This window comes from Bradyrhizobium campsiandrae, from assembly GCF_014529705.1.
In the GTDB taxonomy this organism is placed as follows: Bacteria; Pseudomonadota; Alphaproteobacteria; order Rhizobiales; family Xanthobacteraceae; genus Bradyrhizobium; species Bradyrhizobium campsiandrae.
The window spans coordinates 106,146-128,293 of record NZ_JAANIH010000002.1 but is presented as its reverse complement, the minus strand read 5'-3'; the positions used below and the strand labels follow the sequence as shown (position 1 = coordinate 128,293).

At 64.6% G+C, this 22,148-nt stretch carries 24 protein-coding genes; 13 read left to right on the top strand and 11 right to left on the bottom strand.

The window, feature by feature from the left end; genetic code table 11:
• Positions 1–30: 30 nt before the first annotated feature.
• Together G8O24_RS02005 and G8O24_RS02000 are read left to right on the top strand one after the other, a co-directional pair.
• Positions 31–2,046 (top strand): FIST N-terminal domain-containing protein, encoded by a 2,016-nt coding sequence (locus tag G8O24_RS02005; protein WP_188095980.1) that lies wholly within the window; start codon positions 31–33, stop codon positions 2,044–2,046.
• 124 nt (positions 2,047–2,170) lie between these two features.
• Positions 2,171–2,374 (top strand): hypothetical protein, encoded by a 204-nt coding sequence (locus G8O24_RS02000; protein WP_188095978.1) that lies wholly within the window; start codon positions 2,171–2,173, stop codon positions 2,372–2,374.
• 52 nt (positions 2,375–2,426) lie between these two features.
• Here G8O24_RS02000 and G8O24_RS01995 read toward each other — a convergent pair whose 3' ends face one another.
• Genes G8O24_RS01995 through G8O24_RS01985 form a run of 3 tightly spaced genes read right to left on the bottom strand, consistent with a single transcriptional unit; the run spans position 2,427 to position 5,032 of the window.
• Positions 2,427–3,548: an HD-GYP domain-containing protein gene (locus G8O24_RS01995; RefSeq protein ID WP_188095977.1), complete on the bottom strand. Its 1,122-nt coding sequence runs from the start codon at positions 3,546–3,548 to the stop codon at positions 2,427–2,429.
• 60 nt (positions 3,549–3,608) lie between these two features.
• Positions 3,609–3,929, bottom strand: coding sequence for a PilZ domain-containing protein (locus G8O24_RS01990; protein ID WP_188095976.1), 321 nt, complete (start codon positions 3,927–3,929; stop codon positions 3,609–3,611).
• The gene (locus G8O24_RS01985) at positions 3,926–5,032 is read right to left on the bottom strand and encodes a DUF2336 domain-containing protein (protein WP_188095975.1); all 1,107 of its coding nucleotides are present in this window, start codon (positions 5,030–5,032) and stop codon (positions 3,926–3,928) included. The genes G8O24_RS01990 and G8O24_RS01985 overlap by 4 nt, the downstream gene beginning before the upstream one ends.
• Before the next feature lie 300 nt (positions 5,033–5,332).
• Between G8O24_RS01985 and G8O24_RS01980 the strand changes: the two genes are divergently transcribed.
• The 3 genes from G8O24_RS01980 to G8O24_RS01970 all read left to right on the top strand — a co-directional run bounded on the left by G8O24_RS01980 (position 5,333) and on the right by G8O24_RS01970 (position 8,010).
• Entirely contained in the window at positions 5,333–6,280 is a 948-nt protein-coding gene (locus tag G8O24_RS01980) for a helix-turn-helix domain-containing protein (protein WP_188095973.1), read from the top strand.
• 49 nt (positions 6,281–6,329) lie between these two features.
• The gene (locus tag G8O24_RS01975; protein WP_188095971.1) at positions 6,330–6,920 is read left to right on the top strand and encodes an NADPH-dependent FMN reductase; all 591 of its coding nucleotides are present in this window, start codon (positions 6,330–6,332) and stop codon (positions 6,918–6,920) included.
• A gap of 106 nt (positions 6,921–7,026) precedes the next feature.
• On the top strand, positions 7,027–8,010 hold the full coding sequence (locus G8O24_RS01970) for an acyltransferase family protein (protein WP_188095969.1): 984 nt from the start codon (positions 7,027–7,029) through the stop codon (positions 8,008–8,010).
• Here G8O24_RS01970 and G8O24_RS01965 read toward each other — a convergent pair.
• Together G8O24_RS01965 and G8O24_RS01960 are read right to left on the bottom strand one after the other, a co-directional pair.
• Entirely contained in the window at positions 8,007–10,088 is a 2,082-nt protein-coding gene (locus tag G8O24_RS01965) for a methyl-accepting chemotaxis protein (RefSeq protein WP_188095967.1), read from the bottom strand. The genes G8O24_RS01970 and G8O24_RS01965 overlap by 4 nt on opposite strands.
• A gap of 103 nt (positions 10,089–10,191) precedes the next feature.
• Complete coding sequence (locus G8O24_RS01960) at positions 10,192–10,632, bottom strand: DUF1810 domain-containing protein (RefSeq protein ID WP_188095966.1); 441 nt, start codon at positions 10,630–10,632, stop codon at positions 10,192–10,194.
• 189 nt (positions 10,633–10,821) lie between these two features.
• On the opposite strand from G8O24_RS01960, the gene G8O24_RS01955 reads away from it, so the two are divergent.
• The 3 genes from G8O24_RS01955 (at position 10,822) to G8O24_RS01945 (ending at position 13,331) form a co-directional block, all read left to right on the top strand.
• Complete coding sequence (locus G8O24_RS01955; protein ID WP_244645700.1) at positions 10,822–11,781, top strand: DUF2778 domain-containing protein; 960 nt, start codon at positions 10,822–10,824, stop codon at positions 11,779–11,781.
• Between the two features lie 72 nt (positions 11,782–11,853).
• Positions 11,854–12,111 carry a hypothetical protein gene (locus tag G8O24_RS01950; protein WP_188095962.1) on the top strand — a complete coding sequence of 86 codons (258 nt, stop codon included), beginning with the start codon at positions 11,854–11,856 and terminating at the stop codon, positions 12,109–12,111.
• Positions 12,112–12,239: 128 nt separating this feature from the next.
• Positions 12,240–13,331 (top strand): TRAP transporter substrate-binding protein, encoded by a 1,092-nt coding sequence (locus G8O24_RS01945; protein ID WP_188095960.1) that lies wholly within the window; start codon positions 12,240–12,242, stop codon positions 13,329–13,331.
• A gap of 21 nt (positions 13,332–13,352) precedes the next feature.
• On the opposite strand, the gene G8O24_RS01940 is transcribed toward G8O24_RS01945, so the two are convergent.
• From G8O24_RS01940 to G8O24_RS01915, 6 genes are all read right to left on the bottom strand, one after another.
• Positions 13,353–14,135: an ABC transporter ATP-binding protein gene (locus tag G8O24_RS01940; RefSeq protein WP_188095959.1), complete on the bottom strand. Its 783-nt coding sequence runs from the start codon at positions 14,133–14,135 to the stop codon at positions 13,353–13,355.
• Positions 14,123–15,178 (bottom strand): dihydrodipicolinate synthase family protein, encoded by a 1,056-nt coding sequence (locus G8O24_RS01935; protein ID WP_188095957.1) that lies wholly within the window; start codon positions 15,176–15,178, stop codon positions 14,123–14,125. Before G8O24_RS01935 ends, G8O24_RS01940 begins: the two co-directional genes overlap by 13 nt.
• Positions 15,179–15,184: 6 nt before the next feature.
• On the bottom strand, positions 15,185–16,006 hold the full coding sequence (locus tag G8O24_RS01930) for a GNAT family N-acetyltransferase (protein ID WP_188095955.1): 822 nt from the start codon (positions 16,004–16,006) through the stop codon (positions 15,185–15,187).
• Positions 15,993–17,030: an NAD-dependent epimerase/dehydratase family protein gene (locus G8O24_RS01925; RefSeq protein WP_188095953.1), complete on the bottom strand. Its 1,038-nt coding sequence runs from the start codon at positions 17,028–17,030 to the stop codon at positions 15,993–15,995. Before G8O24_RS01925 ends, G8O24_RS01930 begins: the two co-directional genes overlap by 14 nt.
• Before the next feature lie 14 nt (positions 17,031–17,044).
• Positions 17,045–17,815 carry an ABC transporter permease gene (locus tag G8O24_RS01920; RefSeq protein WP_188095951.1) on the bottom strand — a complete coding sequence of 257 codons (771 nt, stop codon included), beginning with the start codon at positions 17,813–17,815 and terminating at the stop codon, positions 17,045–17,047.
• A gap of 79 nt (positions 17,816–17,894) precedes the next feature.
• Complete coding sequence (locus G8O24_RS01915; protein WP_188095949.1) at positions 17,895–18,542, bottom strand: TetR/AcrR family transcriptional regulator; 648 nt, start codon at positions 18,540–18,542, stop codon at positions 17,895–17,897.
• Positions 18,543–18,641: 99 nt separating this feature from the next.
• On the opposite strand from G8O24_RS01915, the gene G8O24_RS01910 reads away from it, so the two are divergent.
• The 5 genes from G8O24_RS01910 (at position 18,642) to G8O24_RS01890 (ending at position 22,135) form a co-directional block, all read left to right on the top strand.
• Positions 18,642–19,646, top strand: a complete 1,005-nt coding sequence (locus G8O24_RS01910; RefSeq protein ID WP_188095948.1) for an ABC transporter substrate-binding protein — start codon at positions 18,642–18,644, stop codon at positions 19,644–19,646.
• Between the two features lie 311 nt (positions 19,647–19,957).
• On the top strand, positions 19,958–20,656 hold the full coding sequence (gene minC, locus G8O24_RS01905; protein WP_188095946.1) for a septum site-determining protein MinC: 699 nt from the start codon (positions 19,958–19,960) through the stop codon (positions 20,654–20,656).
• Between the two features lie 19 nt (positions 20,657–20,675).
• A complete protein-coding gene (gene minD, locus G8O24_RS01900) occupies positions 20,676–21,491 on the top strand; it encodes a septum site-determining protein MinD (RefSeq protein WP_188095944.1) in 816 nt (271 codons plus the stop codon).
• Entirely contained in the window at positions 21,488–21,769 is a 282-nt protein-coding gene (minE, locus tag G8O24_RS01895; protein WP_028136732.1) for a cell division topological specificity factor MinE, read from the top strand. The genes minD and minE overlap by 4 nt, the downstream gene beginning before the upstream one ends.
• Before the next feature lie 180 nt (positions 21,770–21,949).
• Complete coding sequence (locus G8O24_RS01890; protein WP_188095941.1) at positions 21,950–22,135, top strand: hypothetical protein; 186 nt, start codon at positions 21,950–21,952, stop codon at positions 22,133–22,135.
• The last annotated feature ends 13 nt before the right edge of the window (positions 22,136–22,148 follow it).

The window sequence follows — 22,148 nt, the reverse complement described above, 5'->3', positions numbered from 1 at the left end:
GACTTTCACGCGTCGAACAAGGATATTGCGATGCTCTCGTTGTTTTCTCAGGCAAGTCATAAGCAGCCCGCCCCGTCGATCGTTCCGGAGGTTCATGATGAGGCACCTGCCGTCCGCGAAGCCTGTGCGATCAGAGTGCTGGAAAGTGACGACCGGCTGCAGAATATTTCCGAAGGCGACTTCGTCGTGGAGGGCGCGCGCTCGCCCCTCGCCATCGCGTTCGTCTCGCCGCATTGCGATTTCGCGCGCGTCGTGGCGACGCTGCAAAGGCTGGCGGGCTCGACGACGGTGATCGCGATATCCAGCGCCGGCGAGCTGTGCTCGGCGGGACCTTCGCTCTACAAACCGACGGGGACGAGCTGGTCGTCCGTCGTCGTGCAGATCTTCCCGGCGGACCTGCTCCAGTCCGTCAGCATCCACGCCGTCAGTCTCCATAACGAGGACATCCGCAAGGGCGAACCATCCAAGGCGCATGGTGCGCGCATCGAGGCGATCGCGCGCGAGGTCGGAGCGATCAGGACGCCCTTCGCGATCAACGTTCGCGACACGATCGCCTTCGCGCTCGTGGACGGTGTGTCGGCGTCCGAGAACTATTTCATGGAGGCCGTGTATAGGAGCGGCAAGTTTCCGTGCGCCTTCGTCGGCGGATCCGCCGGCGGCAAGCTCGATTTCAAGAACACCTATCTCTACGACGGCAGGCGAATTATCGAGAACCATGCTGTCATCGCCTTCCTGAAGCTAGCGCCAGGACGTGCCTACAGCATCTTCAAGACGCAGAACTTCAAGAAGGCGGGAAAATCCTTCGTCGTGATGGGCGCGGATCCCGACCGGCGTACCGCCTCGGGCGTCATGGAGGCCAACGAGATCAAGCCGTTCGCCTCTGCGGTGGCGAAGGCGCTGAACACCACGCCGGCGAACCTGATGTCGATGATGACGAAGTATTCGTTCGGCATCGAGGTCGGCGGCGACCTGTTCGTTCGCTCGGTCGCGGGCATCGACCCGGCCAGCGGCGTCGTCTCCTTCTTCTGCGACGTCAACTCGGGCGACAGATTGGAGCTGCTCGAAGCCACCGATTTCGTCGATCAGACGCGACGCGATATCGATGCCTTCCTGCGCGGAAAGCCGCCGGCGATCGGCGCGATCCTCAACGACTGCATCCTGCGCCGGCTGAACAATGAGAGCCAGCTCCGCAACATGAGCAACATGTGGCCGATGCCGGTCGCCGGCTTTTCCACCTTCGGAGAGTTGTTCGGGATCAACATCAACCAGACCTTGACCGCGATCGTGTTCTTCGACGTCAGCGAGAAGCCGTTGGACGATCCGTTCATCGAGACGTTTCCGATCCACTACGCGCATTTCGTCGAATATTTCACGCGCACGCATCTCAACCGTATGGTCCTGCTGAACCAGATCAAGGACGGCATCGTCCAGCGTCTGACGGATTATCTGAGCGCCAGCGCCACGTTGAGCGGCAAGGTCGAGGACGCCCTGCAGCAGACGGCTTCGATCAACACGATCGTGAAGGAGATCCGCTCGGTCATCCTGACCAGCGCGCAGTCGGCGGCGAAGGCGACCGACACCACGGCGCTGTCGCAGGAGTTCGCCGGCCTCACTCAGGCGATGAACGGCTTGCGGGAGATCCTGAAGATCATCGATACGATCGCGGGCCAGACCAATTTGCTCGCACTCAATGCGACCATCGAATCGGCGCGCGCCGGCGAGGCGGGACGGGGCTTCTCGGTGGTGGCGACCGAAGTGAAGAAGCTCGCGCAAGATACCCGAAGCAGCCTCACGCGAACCCACGCCTCGATCGGCGGCATGGAAACCTCCATCGGGTCGCTGGGAGCCAACATCAACGCGACCCGGGGCCAGCTGATCCAGACCCAGGACGGCTACAACAGCATCGTGACGCAGATCGAGGAGATGTTCAAGAATCTTCAGATGATCAACGCCGTGCTGGCGGACCTCGAGACCTTCGTGCGCGATCGCAATGGCGCGTTGACCAGCGCCATGAACGACATCGAGACGCTCAAGCGGATCGGGTAGGGGATACCATCGGGCGATCCGATAAAATTTGGTGACGACCCCTCAGTTGGGTCTTGCAATCCTGTCGCGCCGGCAGGAACAATATGCCTCGCAAGGGGTTTGTTGCTGGCGCGAGGGAATTGACATGCGGCGGCTGGCTAGCCTGGTTCGATGGTTCTTCGGCCCGCGGGTGCGACGCCCGCTTGATGACGATCCCAGCCTTCCGTTTTCGCCTGAAGAGTTCGGCAGGCTGATCCGCAGCGGCCGTCATGAGGACATGAAGATTCTCGCCGAGCGGCTGGCCTGCCGCTCGATCCCGCGCCGCATCAAATATCGAGCCACGCATTAGACGGGGCCACGAGGCGGTCCTTTGGGGGGCCTTCCGTCCAGGCTTGGCGTGCTCAGCGCGCGAGTGCGACTTGCTTGAAGGAGGTGACCAGCGCCTTCTCGAGCTTCCCGGCCATCCCGCACAGAATGTTGTAGGCGTCCGTGCGCGGCATTGTCGGCTTGTAGTGTCGGTGCTCGATCAGCGCGGCGAAGATGTCCGAGATCGTGAGAATCCGCACGATGTCGTTGATGCTCCCACCGGCCAGCGCATCCGGATAGCCGCTGCCGTCCAGATATTCGTGGTGATGCCGGACGGCATCGAGAATCTCCGGCGAAATCCCGGCGTGCTCCTTCAGAAAATCATAGCCGGCTGCAGGGTGCGTCTCGATCATGGCGCGCTCCTCAGGATCGAGACGGCCGGGCTTGTCGAGGATGGCCAGCGGAATCCGGGCCTTGCCGATGTCGTGGAACATGGCTGCCGTATAGAGGCGCTCCAGATCAACTTGCCCGACGCCGAGACTTAAGCCGAAGTCGATGGTGATACCGGTCACCAGCAGGCAGTGCTGATAGGTCCCCTCGTGGTGGCGCCGGACCGTCGTCAGCCATTCCGACAGCCCGTGCTGGGTGATGCGATCGGCGATCTGGCGGCCGGCTTCCCTGGTGCCGACGACGTCGAGTGGCTGGTCGAGAGTGACGGACGTGAACATCGACGCAATCGCCGTTGCGGCCGTATCGACGGCGTTGTCCGGTTGCTGGGAGCCGTCCGACGAGCCCGACGCCGGCACCGCCGGGTCCGCGAGCGCCGCAAGCAGCGCGGCCTTGTTGATCGGGCCGGGGAGGACGAGTGTTGCGCCAAGCGCATAGGCTTGCGAGATACAGCCGTGGGATGCGTGCTCGACGAGAAAGATGCGCTTGGCGGCCTTTGCCAAGCCCGCGGATCTCTGCTTGATGGCCGCGATGTTGTCGACGTCGCGCAGCTCCGCGCGGATGACGATTGCGGATGGTACATGCGACAGTCTGGCTCCCGCATCGAGCCGTTCGCCGGCGACGGCGAAGTGCCGTTCCAGCGCCGCGCAGACATACGACAATTTGTCCGAGGAATCAGCCAGAACATGGACGAAGGGACGTGCCGATCGTGCCGTTCGGATGCCGCCGTCGCCGTTGACGGGGCTGGTGATGGTACGCGCATTCTGCACGGGAGACACCTGGGCCGTATGCGAGTTGAACGAGATGGATGATGCGTTGAGCCGAATTGCCTACTTGCTCTGCACGGCGGCCGCCTTCGCGTTCGCCAGTTTCTTTTTGCTGTCCGCGTTGACGAAGTGCACGCCGGCCATGGTGCCGTCGATCCAGACCAGCTCGCAGCGCCGGTAGGCGAGGCCGGTCGACGACAGCAACAGGAAGAATTCCTTGGCCTGCAGGACGTCGAGGGTACCTTCCACCTCGATCTTGGCGCCGGTTTGCGACACGTCGAGCAGGACGCAACTGCGGCACCAAGTGCCATCCGAGCCCATCAGGTTGACGGGCTGTCTGTGGTCCATCTTCACCCGCATCGCCTTGCGACCGTCGAACTTCATCCGTTAGCTCCCACTTTCGCGCCGCGATTTCCCTGATCGCGTTTGCCGGCACCGGCTGCAATTTCGCCCCAGCGCACCGTCCACTGGCTGGTCGACAACAGCAGCGTTTCGAAGATCAGCTGCGCGCGTTCGCGCTCGGCAAACGAGAGCCGTGCGCCGCTGCGGTTGCTCAGGATTGCGAGCGTGGTCGTCCAGTTCAGGCGCGAGGCCCGGCAGGCCATCACCCGGCCCTCGCAATCATCGTCTGTCATGACGTGCTCGACGATCTCGATCGGTGCCCCTGACAGCACCGACAAGGCGGTGAACAGATTGGCAGTCTCGCCACGGATCGCGAAACGGTTCACTGTGGAATCGTTGAGCTTGCCGACGCGGTTGAGCGCAACGATCTCGGGTCTTGCGCTCGCATAGTCGGCCGCGGAGGGCAGTTTCGGCGGCGCTGGCGCTGGCTTCTGCTCGGGCGGGGCAGAGGATGCATTGGGCTTGGCCGGCGTTGCCCTGCCGGGTGAAGGGGAAAGCAGTTTTCGCACGACCAGATCGGGTGTGTCGGCCCGCAGCGCCAGCGCTTTTGCAATCTCGTCGTCCTGGCCGGCCCTGTCGATCAGGGTGGCATAGGCCGCCTCGGAGAATCGAGTCCCGGGATTCTTGATCAGCGCAAGGCAGATCTGGTTGCCGCGCTCGATCAGCGCTTCGGTCACATCAGGCTCAATACACTTTCGCGCTGCGATTGCGCGCTGATGCCGCCCGCCGCACGAGGCCGCGACCGTCGCGAGATCGGTCGTCGAAAGCGCCTGCGATTTGAGCAGGACCGGACAGGCCACTTCCGGATCGTCGTGGGCGGCGAGGCGTCGCAATGTCTCCGGCGGCGCCACCTGGAGGTCGGCAAGCGTGGTGCTGAGCTGGATCAGCGCGCTGGCCTCGACCCGTTCTGTCAATCGCAGCAGAACGCCATCGACCAGGTCAGAGAGCAATTGCTGGGATCGGTCGCGGCTGCCGGTGAGCAACTGCGCAATGCCGGAAAGGATGCGCGTGCAGCGGTCCAGCGGGCACGTTGTGACCGTTTCTTCCAGTTCAACCAGAATATCGGCAGGCGAATTTGCCATCATGGCAGGGGCCTGTACTGAAATATATTTCGCTCATCGAAACGTCTTCATTTCGACCGACAGCCGTTAATTTGGATTTTAGAATTGGCGCCCCGGGGTATCAGCGCACCGTCTGGCCCACGGGAAACGATATCGAAAATCGGCAGGACACGAACCGTTTGCTTGTCCTTTGGATCGAACACTCGCCAACTGGTTGCGTGGGCTAGGACGATTCTTTCGGTCTAACAGGGCAGCCGAAGGGGGAGAAATCAGACCGGCATTGTGCCGGATGTGCGTCGTTTCGCGGCGCGCTTTCAATTTGTCATGACCAGTATTGATGATGCGCGCGAGTTCGCGCCGAAAATATTTCGTTTTGCCGACGTCGATGAGTTTCGCAACGCCATCCGCGGCCTGAATCTCGATTTCACGCCGCTTGTACGCACGATTGCGACCGAGCAGATCATTCTGCAATTGCCCGGCTGCGACGTGAATATGACGCGTACCTTTCCACGCGTGGTGGATGCGCAACTGGTCGCCGATTGCACAGCCATCGGCTTTGCGATGGAGGATCTCGACGTACCGATCCGTTTCAATGGTGCGCAGCGGGATCGCGCAGTCATTGTCATCGGCGGTGGCGGGGCGGCTTACAACACCATCGAGGAGGTGCAGCGCCAGATCGCTTCGATCGTGTTTCGGCCAGAGGTGAAGGATCGCGGCTGGCCCGAGACGCATGTCAGCTTCAAGATGTTCGAGACCAGCCCGGTGGCGATGCATCGGCTTCGAAAGGTGGTGAGAGCCGTGCTGGCAGCTGCCTCCGAGCCGACCGGTCCCGCCGAGGTGCCGCTGAAAGGTGCGGCGATGAGGGAGTCTCTGCTCGCTGCGGTCGACGCCGCGTTCGCCGATATCTTGCCCGCGCGCTGGACGCTGCGGCCGAACAACGAGCGGCAGTTCAAGCTGTTCCAGGACATCCGCGCGCTGCTGGCCGACGATCTTGCCCAGCCCATCTACAGCGATGAGATCGCGCGCAAGCTCGGCCTGTCCGTTCGCACCCTGCACGAGGTCGTTCGCCGCTACCGCGGCATGAGCCTGCACCGCTATTTGCGCCTGCGCCGACTCTGGTTGGTACGCCGGCGGTTGCTGGCCGGCGCCGACAGCGTGAAGGCCGTCGCGCTGGCCTTCGGCTTCTGGCATCTCAGCGATTTCTCGCGAAGCTATCGCGACCGGTTCGGCGAGACGCCGTCGGAAACACTGGAGCGCGGACGGCGGCGCTAGCACCACAAAGCAATGGGTCCGCGCCGCGGTTTCGTGCTAGTCTGCGGCCATGAGCAATCGCATCCTGGTGTTTTACGGTTCCTATCGTTCCGACCGCATGGGCATCCGCCTTGCGAATTTCGTCATCGATCGGCTGCGCAGCCGCGGCGAGGAGGTCGAATTCATCGACGCCAAGGCGATCGGCCTGCCGATGCTCGATCGCATGTACAAGGAATATCCCGCGGGCACCGCGCCCGAGGCGCTGGAGAAACTGGCTGGCCAGATCCGCGGCGCCGACGGCTTCGTCTTCGTCACCGGGGAATATAATTGGGGCATTCAGCCGGGCTTGAAGAACCTCACCGACCATTTCCTGGAGGAATGGTTCTGGCGGCCGGCCGCGATCGTGAGCTATTCCGCCGGCCGCCTGTCCGGCGCGCGCGCTTCGACCGCCTGGCACGGCACGCTGTCGGAGATGGGCATGGTGGTGATCTCGAGCACCATTGGCGTCGGGCCGATCGCCCAGACACTGTCAGCCGAGAGCGAGCCGATCGGTGAGGGCGGCAAGGCGCTGGAACGGTCATTCCCGCGCTTCGCGGACGATCTGACGTGGTGGATCGAGGCCGCGAAGGCGCAGCGGGCGCGCAAGGCGCCGCCGTATTAGGACGTTCGCGGCGCAGGGCCCGGTTGCCCTCAGCGATCCGCTGGGCTAATCGTTCCGCGCGATGGGTGTGTATCGGGATTCTGCGTTTCTGCCGCGACTTGAAGCGATGCGTGGGTATGCGGCCGTATCAGTGCTCGCGTTCCACGCCTGCATGCAGTCCTGGGAGATGACTGCAACCGGGATGGCGCCGGTCGTCGTCTTCTTCGTGCTCAGCGGTTTTCTTCTCGCGCGATCTCTGGATCGCGATCCTGACCCCGTCACCTTCGTGCGTCACCGCGTGTTCAGGCTGCTGCCGGCGGCAATCGCAACTGTGCTGTTGCTGACATTGGCGCATCGAAGCTTCGGTTTCTATGTCGGTTTCGAGCCGTCATTCGATCCTCTCAACGTGGTGCTCAATGCGCTTCTCATTAAGAGCGACATCAACGGCGTGATGTGGTCGCTGACCGTGGAGTGCGTCGCGGTTCCGGTGATCCTGACGTCCTGCGCTCTGCTGAAACGGCACGGAACGTTGCCGGTGTGGATTCTGGTCGCCTTTCTCGTCGCGCTCTCGTTCTGGGGGCCCTATGTTCACCTGCTCGGCGGGTTCACCAATCTTGCTCCGCTCTATGCTTTCGTCGTTGGCTTGCTGCTGCAATCGGGCGCAACCACGCTGAGCGGTGCGTCGCAATCATCGCGGGCGCCGGTGATCGCCTGCGTCGCCTTCGTCGTGATGGTCATTGTCGCGGTTCGGAAGCAGACCGCGGTCACCATCGCGTTCGAGACGCTGTGCGCGTCGCTGCTTGTTGGCCTGGCAGCCTTCGGTCCCCGCAAGCTTGCCGTGCTCCGGCCTTTCGATCTCGATATCGTCAGGTTCTACGGGCGCATATCGTACAGTTTCTACCTTCTGCACACGATCGGGCTTGGGATCGTGGGCCGTCTGGTGCCGTTCCAGCAGTTGCCGGTCGTTCGGGCGTCCCTGCTGTTTCTGGCGGGACTGCTGATGACGACGCCGGCTGCCTGGTTGATGTGGCGTTTCGTCGAAATGCCCTTCATCGAGATCGGGCGCAGGCGAATGATCGCAAGAGCCGCGGACGTCGCCGGCTCGCTTTAAGCCGCCCTGACTTCGCCGAGGAAGCGGTCGAACTGGCCGGCGAGGTCGCGCGACTGCGTCGAGAGCTGCTCGGCCGCGCCGAGCACTTCCCTTGCAGCCGCGCCGGTGTCGTCGGCGGCGCGCTGCACGCCCGAGATGTTGCTGTTGACCTCCTGGGTGCCGCGGGCGGCTTCCTGAACGCTGCGGGCGATCTCCTTGGTGGCCGAGCCCTGTTCCTCGATCGCCGCGGCGATCGCGGTGCCGATCTGGTCGATCTCGGCGATTACGTCGGCGACGTTGCGGATCGCGGCCACGGTCTCGTCGCTCGCGGTCTGGATCGCCGTAATCTGCTCGGAGATTTCGGTGGTGGCCTTGGCGGTCTGGCCGGCCAGCGATTTCACCTCGGAGGCGACCACGGCAAAGCCGCGGCCGGCATCGCCGGCGCGGGCGGCCTCGATGGTCGCGTTCAGGGCGAGGAGATTGGTCTGCTCGGCAATGCTCTGGATCAGCGTGACGACGTCGCCGATCTTCTGCGCGCCTTCGGCGAGCGCGCGCGCAGTGTCGCCGGTGCGGCGGGCGTTGTCGACGGCGCGGGCCGCGATCTCGGTGCTCTGCGCGACCTGGCGGCCGATCTCGGCGATCGAGGAGGTCAGCTCTTCCGTGGCACTGGCAACGGTCTGAACGTTGGTCGAGGTCTGTTCGGAGGCGGCGGCAACGACCGCGGCCTGGCTGTTGGTCCGGGCCGCTGTCGAGGTCATCGACTGTGCCGTGCTTTCCATGGCGGAGGAGGCCTGCGACAGGCCGCCGACGAGCTCGGTGACCTTGGCCTCGAAGGCCCGGGTCAGTTCGTCCAGCGCCTGGGCGCGGCGCATCTTGCCGTCGCTCTCGGCCTGCTTCTCCGCCGCGAGCCGGTCGGCGCGGATCATGTTGTCCTTGAAGACCTGGACGGCTGCGGCCATCGCTCCGATCTCGTCGGAGCGCTCGGCGCCGGGGATGTCCTCGGCCACGTCGCCGTCGGCGAGTCGCGACATCCGCATCGTCAGGCTGACGATCGGGGCGCAGACACGGCGGCGGACCATCACGATGAGGCCGGCGCTGGCGATCAGCACGGCGAGGAGGCCTGCAAGCGCGATCGTGAAGCTGGTGCGCGCGGCGCTGGAGGCGCCGGCGAGGATCTGCTCGGCGTTGTCGTAAAAGGCGTCACGGACGCCGATGATCGTGCCGAGGCCGCGCTGCGAGGCTGCGTAGTAGGTCTCGACGTCGTGCTCGTATTTGCCGCTGGCGGCACCGTCCTTCACCAGCTTGAGCTCCCGGCCGAATTCCTCGACGTAGCCCGCATTCAGTATGTCGAGCGCGGCACCGACGTTGGCGGGGGTCGCGGGATTGCCGCGCAATTCGATCAGCGACATCACGATCTGGTCGTTGCGTCCCTGCATGCGGGCGATGTCGGATTTTTCGGCGTCGTTCGCGACCTTCTTGCTGCCGACGAGGTTCTTGTGGACGCTGGCATTGAGACCGCCGACGTCACGCAGCGTCATCGCGATGTTGGCATAGCTAGCCTGCCGGTAGGCGTCGCCGTTGAGGATCGCCATGCGGCGGACCTGCTCGTTGAGCAGCGCGGTGACGCCGGCGTTGAGCACGGCGTTGTCGGCGACGATCTTCTTGGCTGCGTCCTTGCGCATCTCCGCGGGCCCGGCGATGGCCTTGTCGATGGCCTCGCGCAAGCCGGTGAACTTCGCATTGATGCCGTCGATGTTGCTGCCGATGCTCGTCCCGTCGTCGAACGCGCCGGGCAGCTCCTTGCGCACCGCATTCATCTTGTCGCGGGCTAGGTCGGTCTGCTTGCGCAGCTTGTCCTGCTCGGCAAGCTGCGCGAGGTCGATGGTCGCGGGCCCGTAGAGGATGTTGGTGGAGAAGCCGCGTTCGGGATTGAGATAGCGCGGAATGTCGCTGACGGCGCGGACGATCGCGAGCCGGCCCTGCGCCTCGGTGACACGCTCGATCGTTTGGTATTTGGTCACGGCGACGTAGACGGCGAGGCCGCCGCCGACGGTCGAGAGTGAGACGATGGCGGCGGTCAGCAACGTACCGATTTTCATGATCTGTCCGGCAATTGGCGCGGGGAGAGAAAGACAATTCTCCGTAAGAAATAGGGGGTGCCTGTTAATCTCGGGTTTACGCTGACGGCTGCCGATGTCGCAGTCAGCTGGCCTGTTGATCGAGGGAGGCGAGAATTTCGAGCGTCGCGCCATCAGGCGCGCCGGCGAAATACCGGGCCAGCGCTTCGCTGAAAACCGCCTCGTTGGACACGGCCTCGAACAGCGTCATCGACGAGCGGAATTTGGCATCATCGGGCGCGCCGAGAATGGCGTGGATGGTCCGCCCCTCGACGGCGAGCACGAGGCGGGTGCATTCGATCAGGCGCGGGCCGAGAATGGGATGGGCAAGATAGGCCTCGGCCTCCGCCCGCGAGCCGATGGCATAGCGCCGGGACATGGCGCTGAAGCCGAGTCCGGCGATCTGGGGGAAGACGAACCACATCCAGTGAGTCTGCTTCCGGCCCCGGGCCAGCTCCCCCAAAACGTCGCGAAAAACCGGCTCCTGGGCTTTAAGGAAGCGCTCTAGATCGAAAGGATCGGTCATAGGATACCTCAGGAGGGTTTTCCGGCCGCGATTATGCCTAACTTTTGGCTCCCAATGTGGTAGCTGGTATAGAGTCTCCGGGTGGGGGTTGGGTCCCCCGGGGGTCGATTTGGGGATCTGATGGTTTCCGACCGCGCAAGCGCCGAGAGGCTGTTGTCGCGCCGCCGTCTTGGGCGAGCCGAGACGATACTGCTGTCTATGGCCGCCATCGCGCTGGCGCTCGGCGCCGCGGCGTGGGTCGCCGACATCGGCGACTCCACAGCGCTGGTCACCGCGGCGCTGCCGCCGGCCAATGTGCCGTCGTTCGAAGACCGTTTTGCCTCGCTGTCGAGTAACCCGCCTGCGCGCGAGCTCGGCCTGCGGACGATGGAGCGCTCGGCTCTGAATGCCGTCCAGCTCAAATTGCGCGACGCCAAGGCGATGCTCGCCCAAAAGCTCCAGGGCGACGACTGGCGTTCGACCCTGACCGACAACGACCAGCCCGCAACCGAAGGGGCACCGAGGCCCTCGCTGCGCGCCGACGCCGTCCCGATGCCGCGCTCGCGGCCGGTGCAGGCGGACTTCAGCGCACAGATCGCCTCCAGCCAGGCCTATGCCGACGCCAATCCCCGGGTCGACAACCGCAATTTCTTCGAGAAGTTCACCGACAAGATCAGGCTGGCCTCGCTGACCCCGGGCGATGGCCTGCTCGGCAGAGCACCTGACCTCGCCGCGCTCGGTTACGATTCGAAGACGGCGGTCTATGACATCAAGGCCAAGGCGCTTTACCTGCCGAGCGGCGTCGCGATCGAGGCGCATTCGGGCATGGGCGCGCTGATGGACGACCCTGACCATGTCGACCAGCGCATGGTGGGCGCCACCCCGCCTGCGGTCTACGACCTCAAGCCGCGCGAAAAACTGTTCCACGGTGTCCGGGCCCTGCGCATGACGCCGACGGATGGCACCAGCGCGCTCGGCCGCGTCGGTCTGCTCACCCACACCTACATGCTCGGGCCGCGCGGCGATTCCAACGGCTGCGTCTCGATCAAGGACTATGATCGCTTCCTCAAGGCCTACGACAATGGCGAGTTCAACCGCCTGGTCGTGGTGCGAAGCCTGGGCGAAGCGGCGACGGCCTCGCAGCGCGCCGGCGCCAGCACCGATTCCTGAAACGCGACGTGAATTGCCGCGGCGGGGCTGCCGTTTTCCCTTCGTTAAGCCGTTGTCGTCCAGAAGCAGCCCATGAGTGATCCACAGAGCTCCGAGACCCCGCTGCGCACGACGTTCAAGATCAAGCTGAACGGCGACACGCTGGCGATCGCGACCGTCGGCCAGGCCTATCAATTCCTCACCAACTTCAAATCGGTCGAGTGGATGGAATTCCGCTCGCTGCATGAGGATGCCATCCACGCGCTGGAGGGGGCTGCCGGCAATGCCATGCTTGCGGTCCAGGCCACCAACGCCGTGCGCGCGCTGTTCGTGAGTGCAAAGCTGCTTTAGCCGGGTTCTGGCTGATCGCCCCTCCTTTAGCATGACTTGAACTGCATGGCCGGAACGGGCAAACGGTTCGCGAGAACCGTGGCTTGCACCATCCGCTTCAAGCCCGACATCAAGGGAGAGAGCCCATCATGAAACGCCGTACATTCCTGAGGGGTGGTGCGGTCGCCGGCGCCACGACGCTGGTGGCGGCCCCCGCGATCGCGCAGAGCGCGCCCGAGATCAAATGGCGCCTGACCTCGAGCTTCCCGAAGTCGCTCGATACCATCTACGGCACGGCGCAAACCTTTGCGAAATATGTTGCGGATGCCACCGACAACAAATTCCAGATCCAGACCTTTGCCGCCGGCGAGCTGGTCCCGGGCCTGCAGGCGCTCGATGCCGTCAGCGTCGCCTCGGTCGAGATGGCGCAGACGCCGCTCTATTTCTACATCGGCAAGGAGCCCGCGCTGGCCTACGCCACCGGCGCGCCGTTCGGCATGAATCATCGTCACCAGGAATCCTGGTGGTACTTTGGTGGTGGCGCCGATCTCGCCAACGAGGCGCTGAAGCCGTTCAAGGCCCACGCCATTCTCTGCGGCAATTCCGGTACCCAGATGGGCGGCTGGTTCCGCAAGGAGATCAAGACGGTCGACGATCTCAAGGGCCTCAAATTCCGCATCGCAGGCATGGGCGGCCACGTGCTGGCGCGACTCGGCGTCGTCCCGCAGCAGATCGCGGGTGGCGATATTTACGCCGCGCTGGAGAAGGGCTCGATCGACGCGGTCGAATTCGTCGGTCCCTATGACGACGAGAAGCTCGGCTTCCAGAAGGTCGCAAAGTACTACTACTTCCCCGGCTGGTGGGAAGGCGGGGCCATGCTGCACATGATCGTCAATGACGAGAAGTGGGCGAGCTTGCCGAAGCACTATCAGGCAGTGGTCAACCAGGCCGCATCCGCAGCGGGAGCCTGGATGCTCGAAAAATACGACAGCGTGAATCCGGCGGCCTTGAAGCGGCTGATCGCAGGCGGCGCGGAGCTGAAGGCGTTCCCGCAACCAGTGATGGAGGCCTGCTACAACGCGACCCAGGAGCATCTCAACGAGCTCGCGGCCAAGAGCGATCTGTTCAAGCGCACCAAGGAAAGCCACGACGCGTATATGAAGGAGCTCTTGTTCTATACGCAGATCGCGGAGAATTTCTACGACAATTATCTGCTCGGCAAGATGCGCAACAAGAGCTGATGACGAGGGAGGGCGCGGCGGCTAGGCCGCGCCCAACCCAAGCCGCGCGTAAATCCGCCGCGCATAGGCGCCGAACGCATCCGTGGTCTTCAGCGGCAGGTCGCGCGGGAAGGGCAATTCGATCGGGAAGTAGTCGGCCATCTTCGCAGGCCCCGCGGTCAGGACGGCGCAGTGCGAGGATAGGAACACGGCCTCCTGGATCGAATGCGTGACGAAGATGATGGTCTTGCCGCTCTCGCGCCAGATCCGCAGCATCTCCAAATTCATCTGCTCGCGCGTCAGCGCGTCCAGCGCGCCGAACGGCTCGTCCATCAGGATCAGTTTCGGATCGTGGATGAAGGCGCGCGCGATCGCGGTGCGCTGCTGCATGCCGCCGGAGAGCTGTTGCGGATATTTCTGCTCATAGCCCGAGAGACCGACGAGGTTGAGCAGGTCGCGTGCCCGCTCGCGCGCAGCCTTCATCGGCAGGCCGACGATCTCGGCCGGCAGCAGCACGTTGTCCAGGATGGTGCGCCATTTCAGCAGCAGCGCCTGCTGGAACACCATGCCGATGTCGCGGGTCGGATCGAACGGGCTGTCGGCGTTGCCGATCCTCACCGTGCCGCCGTCGGCATCGTGCAGACCGGCCAGGATCTTCATCACGGTGGTCTTGCCGCAGCCGGACGGGCCGACCAGCGACACCAGCTCCCCTTCCTGCACGTCCATCGTCACGTCGGACACCGCCAGAAATTCGGCGCCGCCGCCTCGGTAGACCTTCCGGACGCCTTGCAGGCTGATGAAGGGTTTTGAACTCATGCCAGCCATTTGCTCAAATGCGCCGCGACGAAGGCATCGTCGCTGAGGTCGGCGTGCTCGCGCGTGACGCGGTCGATCTCCTCGATCTGACCGGGGCTGAGGCCCTCGTTCGGATCGAGGCACCACAGGCCCCGCATCAGGCCCTGGCGCCGCAGCACCTCGTGGCAGCCGGCGATGCAGCCGTGAAAATTGTTGGCGACGTCGAAGAAGGCGCTGTTGCAGTCGGTGACACGGGCATCGAGCGCGAGCAGATCGGCCGGTACGCTGTCCTGGTGCCGCGCCTGTTTGCAACGCTCGAATTGCTCGATGGCGCTCGCCGTCCACACCGACCAGTGGCCGAGCAGGCCGCCCTTGAAATAGGTGCGCGTGGTGATGCCCTTGTCGCGCAGATCGAAGGGCAGCACCAGGTCGAGCAGGATGTGATCGTCATTGCCGGTGTAGAGCGCGACGCGGTCGAGCGCACCCGCTGCGGCGACGCCGCGCAGCACGTCGAGCGTGCGATAGCGGTTGAACGGCGCGATCTTGATGGCGATGACATTGTCGATCGAGGCAAAGCGCTGCCAGAAGCGGCTCGACAGGATGACGCCACCGACGGCCGGCTGGAGGTAGAAGCCGACCAGCGGGATTTCAGCGGCGACCGCCGTGCAATGTGCGATGATTTCATCTTCGGAGGCGTTTCTCATCGCGGCGAGGCTGAGCAGGCCTGCGTGATAGCCGATGTCGCGCGCGGTGCGGGCTTCGGTCACGGCCTGCCGGGTCGGGCCGGCGAGGCCCGCAACCATCGCCAATGGGCGTTTGGTCCAACTGGCGGCGGTCTCGGCGGCCAGCTCCAGCACCGGCTTGTAGAGGCCGACATCGCGGATCGCGAATTGCGTGGTGTGGACGCCGACGGCAAGGCCGCCGGCGCCGGCATCGATGTAATAGCGCGTCAGTGCGCGCTGATGCGTCTTGTCGAGCCGCCGCTCGGCAGTGAGCGCCAGCGGGTGGGCCGGCAGCACGGTGCCCTCGGCAATCAGCTTGCGGATTTCGCTGTTGATCTGGCTGTGGTGCATGATGTCCTATCCGAATTCGGGGCCGGCGACGGCGAATGGCATTTCCTGGCCAGCCGATGTGGCTGGACCGAACCGCATGCGCTGGAATGGCCGCTCGATGGTCCAGCCCGAAGCGGTCAACCCTTCCAGGAACGCCGCTTGCGGCGCGACCGCGTCGAGCAACAGTGGTACGGTTTCCGATTGCACGATGGCATGGACGAGCGCCAGCGCTTCCGCGGCGTTGTCGGCGAACAACGGGCCGATATGGCGCGCGGTCCGCCCGTCGCGGATCAGCGCGATCGCGCCGCGCGTTGCGACGATGCGCGAACCGGAACGTTGCGCAAAGGCGGTCAGCAGGGCAGTGCGGTCAAAACCGGTGGCCCGCCGGTCGCGGGCACGAAGGGTGTCGAGCGTTGCGGCCGGTGGTGCCGGCGCGGGGGCCGTGGTCGGGCTGGCCAGCTTCAGCCGCCGCAATTGCAGCGTCGGCGTGAAGCCGAGCGGGCCGTACACGGCAGCGCCATCCGGCGTCGCGTCGAGCCAGCAGGTCAGGCCGTTTCTGCGCGCGGTTTCCAGGCAGGCATCGACGAGACAGGTGGCAAGGCCCCGACGGCGATGGCTTGCCGTCACCAGCACCATGCTGATCCAGGCATTGTTGCCGGAGTAGGGCAGCAGCGCGGCTGTTGCGACCAGCATCACGCCGGTGCGAACGCCGAAGACGACGCCGTCGCGCAGGAAGACGCGCCAGTCCTCTTCGGTCTGGTTCCAATGCGCCTCCGTCGAGAGCACGAGCCCGGCCATCGCATCTTCGACGCCGAGCTTGAGGACGGGCGGACCGTCAGTAGCGGCCATCGCGGACCTCGTATTTGGTCGGCTTGCCGAGGCTCGGCATGGCGCGGGACACCCAGTCGGCCGTCCAGGCGATCAGCTGCTCGGTGTCCACCAGCGGCAGGCCGAACAGTTTTACGGCGTTCGACGTGTCGGTGAGCCAGGCGGTCGGCTCTTCCTTGCCCGTCAGCACCGGCGCGCGGCCGAAGCGGGCGCCGAATCTTTGCGCGAGATCGCGCACCGCCAGGATCTCGTGGCCGCTGACATTGATCGGCGAGGTCGGCGCTGTGCAATGGGCGAGGCAGCGCAGCGCCTGCGCGGAGGCATCGCCCTGCCAGATGAAGTTGACGTGGCCGAGGCTGACGTCGATCGGCGTGCCGCTGAGCACCTTCGTGGCGATGTCGTGCAGCACGCCGTAGCGCATGTCGATCGCGTAATTGAGCCGGAACAGCCGGCCCGGCGTCGCATATTTGCGCGAAAAATACTCGAACATCCGCTCTCGGCCGACGCAGGACTGGGCGTATTCGCCGGGCGGGTTCGGTGCCATCTCCTCCGTCGAGCCTTTGCCGTCGACCGGCACGAACGGATAGACGCAGCCGGTCGAGAACGCCACGATCCGCGACGACGGGAAGGCCTGCGCGACCAGCGCCGGCACATGCGCGTTCATCGCCCAAGTCAGTGACAGGTCGCCCTCGGCACCGAATTTGCGCCCGGCCATGAAGATGATGTTCGGCGCCTTCGGCAGCGCATCGATCGCGGCCGCGTCCAGCAGGTCGCAATTGATGGTCTCGACACCGCGCGCATGCAGCCAATCCTTGACGCTGGCGTCGCTGAAGCGGGCAACGCCGATGACGCGGCGATCGGGGGCGGCGGCCTTGGCCAGCCCTGCCAGCGTCGGGCCCATCTTGCCGGCGACCCCGAGGATCATGATGTCGCCTTCGACCTTTTCGAGATCATCGATCAGCGCCTGGGTCGGGCGGCAAAGGATATCGTCAAGGGTTGCGATGTCGGGGATCGTCTTCGGCAGCGTCTGGCGGGTGAGGAGCATGAGGTGGTCCTTCGTTAATTCTGCCTGGCATCACCGACGACGAACATGCGTTCGAGGCCGAGAACCAGGCCGTAGAGAGCGACGCCGAGCAGGGTCAGCAGCACGACCGCCATCACCATCGCGGGCGTGTCGAGCGAGGACTGCACCTGGATCATGAGGTAGCCGAGCCCGCGCTCGGAGGCGATGAACTCGCCGACGATGGCGCCGGCGACGGCGAGGATGGCGCCAACCTTCATGCCGGAGAAGACGTAAGGCAGCGATCCCGGCAGCTGGATCTTGCGGAACAGGGTCCAGCGCGAGCCGCGCAGCGATTTGACGAGGTCGAGCAGGTCAGGCTCGACCTCGCGCAGGCCCCGCGCGGTGGTGAGCAGGATCGGAAAGAAGCAGATGCTGAAGGCGATCAGGATGTTCGGCAGGATGCCGTAAGAGAACCAGACGATGAAGAGCGGGCCGAGCGCGACCTTCGGGATCATGTTCAAGGTCACGAACAGCGGCAGCAGGACGAGGCTGACGAGGGGAGCCCAGCTGAAGATCACCGCGAGCGCGACGCCGACGAAAGCGCCGAGCGCAAAGCCGCCGAGGATTTCGATCGCCGTCACCAACGTGTTGGCACCCCAGGCGTAACCGGCCGTTCCCAGCGTCTGCACTGTCGCAAGCGGCGAGGGCAGGATGAATTTCGGCACGTGGAAGGCGTCGACCGCGACCTGCCAGAGCACGATCACGACGAGGTGCACGATCAGGACGATCGCAAAGCTGCGCGTAGGCCTTGCTCCGCCATCTGCCACCGTCTGCTCCCTGCTGCCGGCCTCACTGCCGCCACGAGAGCCTAACCGGCCTTGGCGCAAGTTTCAACCAGTTGGTTGATTATGGCCGAAGCGACTGGAGCACGAGATCGGCAACGTGGCGGCGGCGGGCACGGCGGGCGGTGCGGCTCGACAGGTCCTTGCCGAAGATCGCCGACAGCGTCGGGGTGTTGGAGAAGAAGAAATAGCTGAGGCCCGCGATGGAGATGTAGAGCTGGACCGGGTCGATCCCCTTGCGGAACAGGCCGGCACGGACGCCTTCATGGAGGATGTGGGAGACGCTTTTCACCAGCGGCGAATGCATCGCCTCCAGCCGCGTCGAGCCGCGGACATGCCGGGCGCCGCCCCGGTTTTCGTCGTTCAGGAGCACGATAAAATCAGGGTTTGCGGCCAGATGGTCGAACGAAGCCTCGATCAGCCGGCGGATCGCCTTGTCCGGCGGTAGTCCCTCGAGGTTGAGCTTGCGCTCCTGCTCGCGGATATCCTCATAGACCCATTCGAGCACGGCGAGGTAGAGCGCGTCCTTGTCGCCGAAATAGTGGTAGACCAGCTGCTTGTTGACGCCGGCGCGCTCGGCGATCTCGTCGACGCGAGCACCCGCAAAGCCGTGCCGGGCGAATTCCAGCCGCGCCGCGGTGAGCAGTTTCTTGCGCGTGGCGACGGGGTCGCGGCGCTGCGGCACGGTGTCGCCAGATCGTTTTGCGGCCATTTCCAACCAAACAGTTGACAAGTTGAGGGCGGGCTTGTTGCATTGGTAGCCTCACATGGGGAGAGCGACAAGCCGGGTCGCGGCAATGAGGAGAATACGATGAAGCGTTTGCAGGCTGCGATCGTAACCCTGATGCTCGGATTGCCGGCGTTGCCGGCGAGCGCGGGCGAGGCGGTCAATCTGATCCTGAACTGGACCCCGACGGCCGATCACTCGCCCTATTATTACGCCAAGGCGCAAGGCTGGTATGAGAAGGCCGGCATCGACCTCACCATCGAAACCGGCAAGGGCTCCGGTGTCTCCGCCGCCAAGGTCGGCTCCGGCGGCTCGCCCTTCGGCGTCGCCGATCTCGCCACCATGCTGGTGGCCAGGAGCAAGGGCGCCGATGCGGTCGCGGTGATGAGCGTCTACGCCAACACCGGCCAGACGTTCTACTGGCTGAAGAGCTATGGCGTGAACGGCGTGAAGGACTTCGCCGGCCACAAGATCGGCAACCCGCCGGGCGACGCCTCGCGCGTGATGTGGCCGGCCTTTGCCAAGGCCGCGGGGCTTGCGCCTGACTCTGTCAGCTTCGTCAATATCGGGCCAACCGCGAAGATCGCCGCGCTGAAGAGCCACACCGTCGACATCATCAGCGACTTCTACAACGAGCACGATCTGAAGGTGATCGAGTTCGGGCCGGACCTCGGCTATGTCAACTGGAAGGACATCGGCCTCAACCCTTACGGCAACTCGCTGATCGTCAACGGCGCGTATCTGCAGAAGAATCCGAAGCTCGTCGAGGACTTCGTGCGCGTGACGCAAAAGGCATTCGCGGCCTGCGTCGCCGATGTCACGCCCTGCCTGAAGGCGCTGCTCGATCAGGTCTCGGGCCTGGACAAGGAGAACCAGGAGCGCCAATGGGAGCGCATCAAGTTCCTGATGACGGACGAGTTCACGACGACCAAGAGTCTCGGCTGGATCGACGGCGAGCGGATGAAGAAGGACTATGAGCTGGTCCAGACCTATCTCGGCATGGAGAAGCCGTTCGACGTGACCACGGCGTTCACGACGAAGATGCTGGACCCCGCCATCAAGATGGATGCGAGCAAGGTGAAGAAGTAGGGGGGATCTCGCCGCTCGCAATGACTGGGTCAGAGCAACGCGCTCCATTGCCGCTCCCGTCACCCTGAGGTGCTCGCCTCTTCGGCGAGCCTCGAAGGGCGACGGCCCGGCTGCATCTCGGCCGTCCATCCTTCGAGGCTCCGCGCGCGATGCTGCGCATCGCGCGCCTCGCACCTCAGGATGACGGGGCGGGAGCAAAACCCCGGGGCGGAGCCATCCAAACCCACGTAACCCCACGGAGAAATTAACCGGCCGTTAACCATATCCGCCGCATCGTTAACCATTCAATAACAGGGAACGAGTCGGCCGCTATGGAGGCTGCAGCAAAAGTCCAACGCCAAATGGTGCGCCTGCGCGGGCGCTCCTACGTGGCTTTCGTGTTCGTGCCGACGGTCCCGATCCAGGACTGGCTCCAGGAGATCGACGCCACCATCGCGCGGTCGCCAGGCTTCTTTGCGGGCCGTCCCGTGGTGATCGATCTGTCCTCGGTCGACCTCAGCCAGGCCGGTATCGGCCATCTGCTCACCAGCCTGCAGGACCGCAACATCCGGGTGCTCGGCATCGAGGGCGTGGACGAGGGCAGGCTGACGCCGATGATGCCGCCACTGCTGTCGGGCGGACGGAGCTGCGTGATCGAGCCGACCGCTCCGAAGAAGCCGGAGGCCAAGACGGAGCCCAGGCCGACCTCGCTGCTGCTCGAGGCCCCCGTTCGCTCCGGGCAGACCGTGATCTTCCCCGAGGGCGACGTCACCATCCTGGGCTCGGTCGGCTCCGGCGCCGAGGTCGTCGCCGGCGGCTCCATCCATATCTACGGCGCGCTGCGCGGCCGCGCCATGGCCGGCGTGAACGGTCACACCAGCGCGCGCATCTATTGCCAGAAGATCGAGGCCGAACTGCTTGCAATTGATGGGTTTTATCAGACCGCCGACGATATCGATGCCGCTCTTCGCGGCCGGCCTGCCCAGGCCTGGCTGCAGGGCAACACCATGCGAATTACCGCGCTGAACTGACCAGAAGGAGATATTTGAGATGGCCAAGGTACTGGTCGTGACATCAGGCAAGGGAGGCGTCGGCAAGACGACGACGACTGCCGCGCTGGGGGCTGCGCTGGCGCAACGCGGCGACAAGGTCGTCGTGGTCGATTTCGACGTGGGCTTGCGCAACCTCGACCTCGTCATGGGCGCCGAACGCCGCGTCGTGTTCGACCTCATCAACGTGGTGCAGGGCGTCGCGAAACTCCCGCAGGCCCTGATCAAGGACAAGCGGCTGGAAAATCTGTGGCTGCTGCCGGCCTCGCAAACCCGCGACAAGGACGCGCTGACGGAGGAGGGCGTGGGCAAGGTCATCGCCGATTTGCGCAGCCGGTTCGACTGGGTGATCTGCGACAGCCCGGCCGGCATCGAGCGGGGCGCCTCGATGGCGATGCGCTTTGCCGACGAAGCCGTGATCGTGACCAATCCGGAAGTCTCCTCGGTGCGCGATTCCGATCGCATCATCGGCATGCTCGATTCCAAGACCGTGCGGGCCGAGAAGGGCGAGCGGGTCGAGAAGCACATTCTCATCACCCGCTACGATCCCTCCCGCGCCGCGCGCGGCGAGATGCTGACGATCGACGACATCCTGGAAATCCTCGCAACACCCCTGCTCGGCATCATCCCCGAGAGCCAGGACGTGCTGCGTGCCTCCAATGTCGGCACACCGGTGACGCTGTCGAATGCCGACGGTGCACCCGCGCGTGCCTATACCGACGCGGCGCGGCGGCTGTGCGGCGAGACCGTACCGATGCAGGTGCCGGCCGAGCGCAAGGGCTTCATGGATCGCCTGCTGCGACGGAGGGCTGCATGAGCATGGGTCTGCTCCGGCTTCTCCGCGGCAACAAGGCCTCTGCACCCGTCGCTCGCGAACGGCTGCAGATCCTGCTCGCCCATGAACGCGGAATGCGCGGCCAGCCCGACCTGCTCGGCGTGCTGCGTGAGGAAATTCTCGCCGTCGTGTCCAAGCATGTGACGCTGGATCCGACCAAGGTGATCGTACGGCTCGAGCGCGGCGACGAGGTCTCGACCCTGGAGGTCGATATCGAGGTGCCCAACGATTTCGAGCGCAAAAAGGCGGCGGTCGCGTAGGGGACGCGGCCGAGGACTTTGGGGTGGGTGAAGGCGGTCCGCTGGGCATAGCGGGCCGCCTTTGTTTTGCGCGTGTGATCGGCGATGTGCGGAACAGGAGCCGCGCCTTCATCGTTGTCGGAGACCCGCGTGGCGGCGCGAGCGAGGCCCCGCGGAATCGCCAGTCAGGGAGAGGCGCCCATGATGTCCGAGGTCCAGGTTCACACCGTCGCCCGGCAGATGCTGGAACAGCATGGTTTCGCTGCAATTGCGAAGGCCGCCGAGCAAGCCCAGGCCTGCGAAGGCCGTGGCGATGATGAAGAGGCCAAGGAGTGGCGCCACATCGCCGACGCCATGAAGATGATGCGCGGGCCCGCCCATAGCTAAGACGCACCGGCAG